Consider the following 9,160-nt stretch of genomic DNA (forward strand, 5'->3'; position numbering starts at 1 on the left):
GGAGTTCCGGTTACGGGGGCGGCCAACCCGGACTGTGACGAAACGCGCACATTCAGGAGCCGGTAGAACTGACGGGCCGTAGGCCTTCGAGGACCGTGTCGACGATCTGTTCCGCGAGCCCCTCGGGGAGGTCGGCGTCGGGGCGCAGGACGGAGCGGGTGAGCATGGGGCCGACGAACATGTCGTTGATCAGTTCGAGGTCGACGTCCGTGCGGAGCTCGCCGTTCCGCTGTCCCCGGCGCAGGACCTCGAGTCCGAGTGTGCGCCGGGGAGTTATCACACTGGCGTGGTAGGCGGCCCAGATCTTGGGGCTGCTCTTCATCTGGGCGTGCACGTTGTGCAGGATCACCGAGGACCGGCTGATCAGGCCGCGCCGGCGCAGCGCCTCCAGCAGCACCACCAGGTCGTCCCGCATCGAGGTGCCGGGGAGTTCGGGGTCGTCGGGTTCGGCGGCGCGCATGACGTCGACGAACAGTTCCTCCTTGCCGCTCCAGCGGCGGTAGATGGTCGCCTTGCCGACCCCGGCGGTGCGGGCGATGCGCTCGATGGAGAGTTCGGCCAGCGACACGCCCTCCTCGAGGAGCTTCATCACACCCTCGAGGATGGCCTGTTCCACCGCCTCGCTGCGGGGGCGGCCCCGGGTGGGGGCGCACGGCCGGGGCCCGCTGTCGGCAAGGCTCACGTCGTTCCGTCCTTTCGCCTGCTGCGCCGATTGTCGCGCAGCTGCCTCCTCCCCCGTTTACCGAGTCTCCCCCGTGTCCTGGCTATTCTCCGGCCGCCACCAAGTGCGGCTCCTCCGTGTCCTCCTGACGCGCCGGCGGCTTGCCCGGCAGGAAGAGGGCCACGACGACCGCGCCGATGAGCGCGACGCCGGTGCCGCAGAGGGCGGTGACGTGCATGGCGTGCAGGAAGGCGTCGTTGGCCGGGCCGACGAGGGCCTTGCCCTGGGGACCGAGCTTCTCGGCGACGCCGAGGGTGGCCCCGATGGACTCGCCCGCGGTGTCCCTGAGGCCGGCCGGCAGCAGGCTCAGCTTGTCCTCGATGCCGTTGCGGTAGGCGGTGGACAGCACCGAGCCGAGTACGGCGATGCCGAGGGCGCCGCCGACCTGGCGGAAGGTGTTGCTGAGGGCGGAGGCCGAACCGGCCTTCTCCCGCGGCAGGGCCTGCATGATGACGACGGAGGTCGGCGTCATGATGTGCGCCATACCGGTGCCCATGAGGAAGAAGACGACCTCCAGCAGCCAGATCGGCGTGTCGGCCTGGAAGGTGGCGAAGGCGGCCAGCGTGCCCGCGATCACCACGAGACCCGCCGTGGTGGTGGCCTTGTTGCCGAACCGGTCGACCACCAGCCGGGCCCGCGGCGCGAAGATCATCTGGGCGGCGGCCAGCGGCAGCATCAGCAGACCGGACTCGAGCGGCGAGTAGCCGCGCACGCTCTGGGTGTAGAAGACCGAGAAGAAGGTCACGCCCATCAGCGCGAAGAAGACCAGCGCGATGGCGCTCATCGCGGCCGAGAAGACCTTGTTCTTGAAGTAGGAGACGTCCAGGGACGGATGGTCGCTGCGCTTCTCGAAGATCACGAAGCCGGCGAGGACGGCCAGGCCGGCCGCGATGGTCGCCAGCACCTTGGGATCCGTGAAGTCGGCCAGCTCGCCGCCCTTGATGATGCCGTAGACGAGCAGGACCAGGCCGATGACGGACAGCACGACGCCGACGGGGTCGAGGCGGCCCGGGTTCGGGTCGCGGGAGTCGGGCACCAGCCACATCATCAGCGCGAGCGCGAGGATCACGATGGGCACGTTGATGAGGAAGACCGAGCCCCACCAGAAGTGGTCGAGCAGCGCGCCGCCGGTGATCGGGCCGATGGCGATGGCGAGGCCGACGCCGCCCGCCCAGATACCGATGGCCTTGGGCTGCTCCTCGCGTTCGAAGACGTTCATCAGGACGGCGAGGGTGGCGGGCATGACGAACGCGGCGCCGAGGGCCATCAGGGCGCGGTAGGCGATGAGCTGGCCGGGTGAGCCGGACTCGGCGGCGAAGGCCGAGCCGATGCCGAACACCATGAGCCCGCCGAGCAGGATCTTCTTGCGGCCGACCCGGTCGCCGATCAGGCCGGCGGTGAAGAGGAGGCCCGCGAAGACGAGGGTGTAGGAGTTGATCGCCCATTCGATCTCGCTCTGGGTGGCACCCAGACCGGTGGGGGCGGGGGTGGAGATCGTCTTGATGGCGACGTTCAGGATCGAGTTGTCCAGCACCACGATGAGCAGGCTCAGCATCAGCACGCCGAGGATGGCCCAGCGGCGCCGGTGGACCTCTTCCGGTATCCGGCGGGCCGGGACGGCAGGAGTAGTCATGCGGCTGAGCCTAGGGCAATTTCAATACGGTACCGTCTCGTATCTGAATTCTTTTACCGAGGCCTTACGCATACGGCGCTCCAGGGGTGCGCGAGGGATCACGCGGGGTCCCCCTGGCCCTGACTGGCACGAGGTGCCACCATGGAGGCGGTCCGGGGACGCCGTCAGGGCGCCTCGAGATGACGTTAGGAGCCGTTGCAATGACGCAGCTTTCGGCTGCCCAGCCTGCGCAGCACAGCACCTCCGACGGCAGCAGCAAGGCGCTGTACGGGGGCAAGGGCACACGCCGTATCACCGTCCGCGACATCGCTCTCGCCAAGGAACGCGGCGAGAAGTGGCCCATGCTCACCGCCTACGACGCGATGACCGCGTCCGTGTTCGACGAGGCGGGTATCCCGGTCATGCTGGTCGGCGACTCCGCCGGCAACTGCCACCTCGGGTACGAGTCGACCGTGCCCGTCACCCTCGACGAGATGACCATGCTGTCGGCGGCCGTCGTACGGGGCACGAGCCGCGCCCTGATCGTCGGCGACCTGCCCTTCGGCTCCTACCAGGAGGGCCCGGTGCAGGCGCTGCGCTCGGCGACCCGGCTGGTGAAGGAGGCCGGCGTCGGCGCCGTGAAGCTGGAGGGCGGCGAGCGCTCGCACGAGCAGATCCGGCTGCTGGTGGAGTCCGGCATCCCGGTCATGGCCCACATCGGCCTGACCCCGCAGTCCGTCAACGCCATGGGCTACCGCGTGCAGGGGCGGGGCGAGGAGGCGGCGGCGCAGCTGCTGCGGGACGCGAAGGCCGTGCAGGACGCGGGCGCGTTCGCGGTGGTGCTGGAGCTGGTGCCGGCGGAGCTGGCGGCCGAGGTGACGCGGGTGCTGCACATCCCGACCGTCGGGATCGGGGCCGGGCCGGAGACGGACGCGCAGGTCCTGGTGTGGACCGACATGCTCGGGCTGACGTCCGGGCGGGTGCCGAAGTTCGTCAAGAAGTACGCCGATCTGCGTGAGGTCATGAGCGGCGCGGCGAAGGCATTCGCGGAGGACGTCGTCGGCGGAACGTTCCCGCTGGAGGAGCACTCCGTCCACTAGGACCATTGCCCGCACCACAGGCAGCCCGCCGATCTTCCCCCGTCGGCGGGCTGCCGCGTTCACTGCCCACCGTTTTCCTCGCCCCCGCCGCCCCTACCCTTCCCATCCCCAGGGGCTCCGCCCCTTCGACCCCGCCGGGGGCTCCGCCCCTGCACCCCGCCGGGGCTCCGCCCCGGACCCCATCGGCCTGAACGGCCTCGTTCTCAAACGCCGGACGGGCTGACAAGAGCCGGCAGCGACGGGAGAGGAGAGTCGCGCCTTCCAGCCCACTCGCACTGACGTCGGAGGCATGTAGGCGGCTTGTCGGTGGTTTGTAGGCAGGGGCTGGCACCGTCGTCGGCATGACGCGAATCGACAACAACCCCACCGGCGCGGACCGCGCCGTCACCGTGCGGGGGCTGGTCAAGCACTACGGCGAGACCAAGGCGCTGGACGGGGTGGACCTGGACGTGCGTGAGGGCACCGTGATGGGTGTGCTCGGGCCGAACGGTGCCGGGAAGACCACCCTCGTGAGGATCCTGTCCACCCTGCTGGCCCCCGACGCCGGACAGGCGACCGTCGCCGGCTACGACGTCGTGCACCAGCCCCGGCAGCTGCGCCGGGTGATCGGGCTCACCGGGCAGTACGCCTCGGTGGACGAGAAGCTCCCCGGCTGGGAGAACCTCTACATGATCGGGCGGCTGCTCGATCTGCCGCGCAAGGACGCCCGCGCCCGCGCCGACGAACTGCTGGAGCGGTTCTCCCTCACGGACGCCGCCAAGCGCCCGGCGAGCACCTACTCCGGCGGTATGCGACGCAGGCTCGACCTCGCCGCGTCCATGATCGGCCGGCCCCAGGTGCTGTTCCTCGACGAGCCGACGACCGGGCTCGACCCCCGTACCCGCAACGAGGTGTGGGACGAGGTCAAGGCCATGGTCGGGGACGGGGTCACCGTCCTGCTGACCACCCAGTACATGGAGGAGGCCGAGCATCTGGCCTCGGAGCTGACCGTGGTGGACCGCGGCCAGGTCATCGCCAAGGGCGGCATCGAGGAGCTGAAGGCCAAGGTCGGCGGGCGCACCCTGCGCGTGCGGCCGGCCGACCCGCTGGAGCTGCGCCCGCTCGCCCACATGCTCGACGAACTCGGCATCACCGGCCTCGCCGCCACCACCGTGGACACCGACAGCGGCACCCTGCTGGTGCCGATCCTCAGCGACGAGCAGCTGACCGCCGTGGTCGGCGCGGTCACCGCGCGCGGCATCACGATCACCTCCATCACCACCGAACTGCCCAGCCTTGACGAGGTGTTCCTGTCCCTCACCGGCCACCGCGCCAGTGCCCCGCAGGACGCCACGCCCACCGAGACCCGCCAGGAGGTCGCCGTATGAGCGCCGCAACCGCCACCGCGACGCCCACTGTCAGCGCCGCCGACACCCGCATCCCGCTGCGCGGCCACCTGCGTCACACCGGCGCCCTGATCCGCCGCAACCTGCTGTGGATCAAGCAGGACCCCGAGTCGATGATGGACGCGGTGCTGATGCCGGTCATCTTCACCCTGCTGTTCGTGTACGTCTTCGGCGGCTCGATCGGGCAGGCGCTGGGCGGCGGGCAGGACGGGTACGTGCAGTACGTGATCCCCGGCATGATCGCGATGATGAGCATGACGCTGTCCCAGGGCGTCGGCACCGGCTTCAGCCAGGACTTCAACTCCGGGGTCATGGACCGTTTCCGCTCCCTGCCGATCGGACGCGGGTCGGTGCTCTTCGCGAAGATCACGGTGGAGCTGGCGCGGATGCTGTTCGCGACGGCCGTGCTGATGGTCGTCGCCGTGCTGGTCGGCTTCGACATCCACCACTGGGGCGGGCTGTTCGCTGCAGTGGGCCTGGCCACGGCGTTCGCCTCGTCGATCATGTGGGTGTTCCTCACCCTGGGCGTGATCCTGAAGAACGCGCAGTCGGTGCAGGCGATGGGCTTCCTGGTGCTGTTCCCGTTGCAGTTCGGCTCGTCGATCTTCGCGCCGACGAAGTCGATGCCGGGCTGGCTGCAGGCCTTCACCGACTACAACCCGCTGTCCACGCTGGCGGACGCGTCGCGCGGACTGATGATCGGCGGCCCGGTCGCGCACGACCTGTGGGTGACGCTGGGCTGGTCGGTGGCGATCACCGCGGTGATGGCCCCGGTCGCGATCCACAAGTTCCGTACCAAGAGCTGACGTAGCAAGAGCTGACGTAGCAAGAGCTGACGTAGCAAGAGCTGACGTACCGAGAACTACGTCAGACCAGGGCGGTGGCCTCCACGAGGGAGAGGCCACCGCCTTCCGCGTACGCGGAGTCGTACGTCTCCTCGTCGAGCACGGCCCGGACGGCCGCCTCGGTGCGCGCACGCACCGCGCGCTCGACTCTCCCCGCGACATGGCCGGAAGGCAGCAGCACGGCGGCCGCGCCCAGGCAGCGGGCGGCGTCGCGGGCACGGGCACCGCCGTCGACCTCGGCGAGGGCCGTCGCGGCGGTGGTCAGGTACAGGGTCCGCAGATGCGGGGCGAGGGCCAGGGCCAGCGGGTCGCCGGCCTGCTCCAGTGCGCGTCGGATCTTGTCCAGGGCTTCGTCGGGGCGGCCGTCGACGGCGTCCACCCAGGCCTCCTGGCCGAGGATGAAGGCGTCGAAGACGACGAAGTGCGAGATCCCGAAGTCCAGGCGGAGCAGGCGGAGTTGCTCACGGGCCTCCGCCACGCGGTCGGTGAGTGAGAGCCAGCCGGCGAGGAAGAGCCGGGCCATGGGCATCGCCTCGTTGTGGCTGCCGTCCTGGCGGGCGATGATCTCGCGCAGCATGCGCTCGCCGAGCTCCGGTTCGCCGGTCTCCAGGACCACGGCGGCCAGGCGGACGCCGAGCACCGCCGTCTGGGCGCGGGCGCCGAGGCGTTCGGCCTGCTCGATGGCCGCCCGGAAGTCGGCGGCGGCCGACTCGTACTCGCCCTTGCGCTCGTAGGACTCGCCGCGCGCGGAGAGCGCCTCGGCCGCGCCCCAGGCGTCGCCGAGGCGCTGGAACATCTCCAGTGCCTCGTCGGCGTCGCGCCTGGCGTCGCCCGCCCACTCGCTGCGGTTGGCGAGGATGTTGGCCCGCATCTGGAGGGTGGTGGCCAGTTCCCATTCGAAGCCCGGGGTTTCCCGGGAGGTCCGCACGCAGGCGTCGATGACGGCGCGCAGCCGCTCTATGCCCCCGGTCAGCAGCACGGCGTAGAACCAGAGCATGCCGGGGGGACGGCAGGTCTGCGGCAGGCCGGGTTCGTACACCTCGGTGATGACGCGCAGCTTCGCCTGGGCCGCGGGGGTCTGCCAGGCGTCCAGCTCGGTGTCCATGCAGGCGAGATGGGTCAGGTGCAGCCCGCGGCGGACCTCGTCGAGCAGTTCGCCGGTGTACGGGGGCGGGGTGTCCGTGCAGCGCTGCCACACCGGTGCGGCGCGGCGGACGGGCTCGGCGAACGGGTCGGGGCCGAGTGCCATGACCTCGGTGCACAGATTGCGGGCCTCGATGCGCAGGTCGCGCATCTGCCAGTACCAGGCCAGCGAGAGGATCAGGCAGATCGCCTCCTGCTCGTCCCGCGCGGCGATGGCGCGGCGCAGGGCGGTGCGCAGGTTCTCGTACTCCAGCTGGAGCCGCTCGATGGCGGTGCGCTGGCCGGCGCCGCGCAGCAACGGGTCGGTGGTGCGGGCGAGTTCGCGGAAGTACGTCAGGTGGGAGCGCTCGGTCTCGCCCCGCCGGCCGGACTCGTCGAGCCGTTCGCCCGCGTACTCGGCGACAGTCTCCAGAAGCCGGTAGCGCATCCCGCCGTCGGGGGCGGGGGCGGCGACGACGAGGGACTTGTCGACCAGGGAGCCCAGCGCGTCGAAGGCGTACGGTCCGCACACCGCCTCGGCTGCGGCGAGGTCGCAGCCGCCCGCGAAGACCGACAGGCCGCGCAGCACCTCGCGTTCACCCTCGTCGAGCAGGTCCCAGGACCAGTCGACGACGGCCCGCAGGGTCTGCTGGCGGGGCAGCACGGTGCGGCTGCCGGAGGTGAGCAGCCGGAAGCGGTCGTCGAGCCGGTCGACGATCTGGCGGGGCGTGAGCATCCGGAGCCGGGCGGCGGCGAGTTCGATGGCAAGGGGCAGGCCGTCGAGGCGCCGGCAGATCTCGGCGCACGCCTCCGGGTCGTCCTCGGTGCGGAAGCCGGGCCGGGCGGCCGCGCCCCGGTCGGCGAGCAGCCGCAGGGCGACCGGCTCGGGCAGCGGTTCCACGGGGCGCAGCAGCTCGCCGGGGACGCCGAGGGGTTCCCGGCTGGTGGCGAGCACGGTGACCTCCGGGCAGCGGGCCAGCAGCCGCTCCACGAGGCGGGCCGCCCCGTCCACCACGTGCTCGCAGTTGTCCAGGACGATCAGCATGCGGCGCCGGCCGCAGTGCTCGACGAGCCGCTCGACGGGGTCGTCGTACCGGTCGGCGACGGCCCGCATGCTCTCGGCGCCGGCGCCGTGCAGCACGGTCTCGCGGGCACCGATCGCGGTGAGCACGGCCTCCGGTACGGCTTCCGGGTCGTCGACGGGTGCCAGCTCGGCCAGCCACACCCCGTCGCGGGCCGCGCCCCGCACGGCTTCGGCGGCCTCCTGCGACAGCCGGGTCTTCCCCGCTCCGCCGGGCCCGAGCAGCGTGACCAGCCGGGCCGTCGTGAGGTCCGCCCGGAGTGCCTCGATGTCGCCCTCCCGGCCGACGAAGGAGGTGAGGCGGGCGGGGAGGTTGCCCTGCGCCGGGGGCTCCGCGGGCCGGCGCACCGCCGCCGGTACTTGCTGCGGGCACAGCAACTCGGCGTGCATCGCCCGCAGTTCCGGCCCGGGATCGGAGCCGAGCCGCTCGGCGAGGAGCTGTCGTACGTCCTCGTAGGCGGCCAGCGCCTCCGCCGTGCGGCCCGCGTCGCGCAGGGCGCGCAGCCGCAGGGTCTGGAGGGGTTCGTCCAGGGGGTGGGTGTCGCACAGGGCGGTCAGCTCGGGCAGCGCCCCTTCGGCGTGGCCGAGGGCGAGGGCGGCGGCGTGCCGGGCACGCAGGGCGTCCAGGCGGCGGGTGTCGCAGCGGGCGGCCTCGGCGGTGCGGTCGGGCAGGTCGGCGAGGGCGGGGCCGTGCCACAGCGCGAGGGCGTCGTCGAGGACGGTGGCCGCCTTCGCCGCGTCGCCGTCGGCCAGGGCACGCACCCCCTCCCCGGTCAGGCGTTCGAAGCGGTGCAGGTCGATGTCGTCGGGCGTGGCGGCGAGCCGGTACCCGCCCTCCGCGGAGGCGACCGCGTCGGCCCCGACCGCCCGCCGGAGCCGCCCGACCAGCGCCTGGAGCGCGGCGGTGGCGTCGGCGGGCGAATCCCCGTCCCACACCTCGTCGACCAGCACACCGACCGGCACCGTCCGCCCGGGTCTGAGCGCGAGCACGGTCAGCAGCGCACGCAACCGCGCCCCGCCCACGGGGACGGACGTACCGTCGGGACGGAGGACCTGGGTGGTACCGAGAATGCGATAGCGCACGGACCCTATTCTCCCCGCCGAACTCACCACCGGTCACGGGGTTTCCGCGGCGGGGCGCCCCCGGCCTCCAGGCCGACCAGCGGCCCGGCCCCCACCGTCCGCACCGCCCCGAGCCCGAGCACGGTCAGCAGCGCACGCAACCGCGCCCCGCCCACGGGGACGGACGTACCGTCGGGACGGAGGACCTGGGTGGTACCGAGAATGCGATAGC

The 9,160-nt window shown here is 71.8% G+C and carries 5 protein-coding genes and 1 pseudogene; 3 read left to right on the forward strand and 3 right to left on the reverse strand.

What is annotated here, in order from left to right; all coding sequences use genetic code 11:
• Positions 1–52: 52 nt before the first annotated feature.
• Positions 53–682: a TetR/AcrR family transcriptional regulator gene (locus tag ACH45E_RS13185; RefSeq protein ID WP_361437750.1), complete on the reverse strand. Its 630-nt coding sequence runs from the start codon at positions 680–682 to the stop codon at positions 53–55.
• 82 nt (positions 683–764) lie between these two features.
• A complete protein-coding gene (locus ACH45E_RS13190; protein WP_361437752.1) occupies positions 765–2,354 on the reverse strand; it encodes an MFS transporter in 1,590 nt (529 codons plus the stop codon).
• 200 nt (positions 2,355–2,554) lie between these two features.
• On the opposite strand from ACH45E_RS13190, the gene panB reads away from it, so the two are divergent.
• From panB to ACH45E_RS13205, 3 genes are all read left to right on the forward strand, one after another.
• Positions 2,555–3,433: a 3-methyl-2-oxobutanoate hydroxymethyltransferase gene (gene panB, locus ACH45E_RS13195; RefSeq protein WP_361437754.1), complete on the forward strand. Its 879-nt coding sequence runs from the start codon at positions 2,555–2,557 to the stop codon at positions 3,431–3,433.
• Positions 3,434–3,774: 341 nt separating this feature from the next.
• A complete protein-coding gene (locus ACH45E_RS13200) occupies positions 3,775–4,800 on the forward strand; it encodes an ATP-binding cassette domain-containing protein (protein WP_361437756.1) in 1,026 nt (341 codons plus the stop codon).
• Positions 4,797–5,624 (forward strand): ABC transporter permease, encoded by an 828-nt coding sequence (locus tag ACH45E_RS13205; protein ID WP_361437758.1) that lies wholly within the window; start codon positions 4,797–4,799, stop codon positions 5,622–5,624. The genes ACH45E_RS13200 and ACH45E_RS13205 overlap by 4 nt, the downstream gene beginning before the upstream one ends.
• A gap of 61 nt (positions 5,625–5,685) precedes the next feature.
• Here ACH45E_RS13205 and ACH45E_RS13210 read toward each other — a convergent pair.
• A pseudogene (locus tag ACH45E_RS13210) lies at positions 5,686–9,160 on the reverse strand (BTAD domain-containing putative transcriptional regulator); the annotation flags it as partial.

Source organism: Streptomyces sp. NPDC020299, assembly GCF_044387825.1.
Classification (GTDB): Bacteria; Actinomycetota; Actinomycetes; order Streptomycetales; family Streptomycetaceae; genus Streptomyces.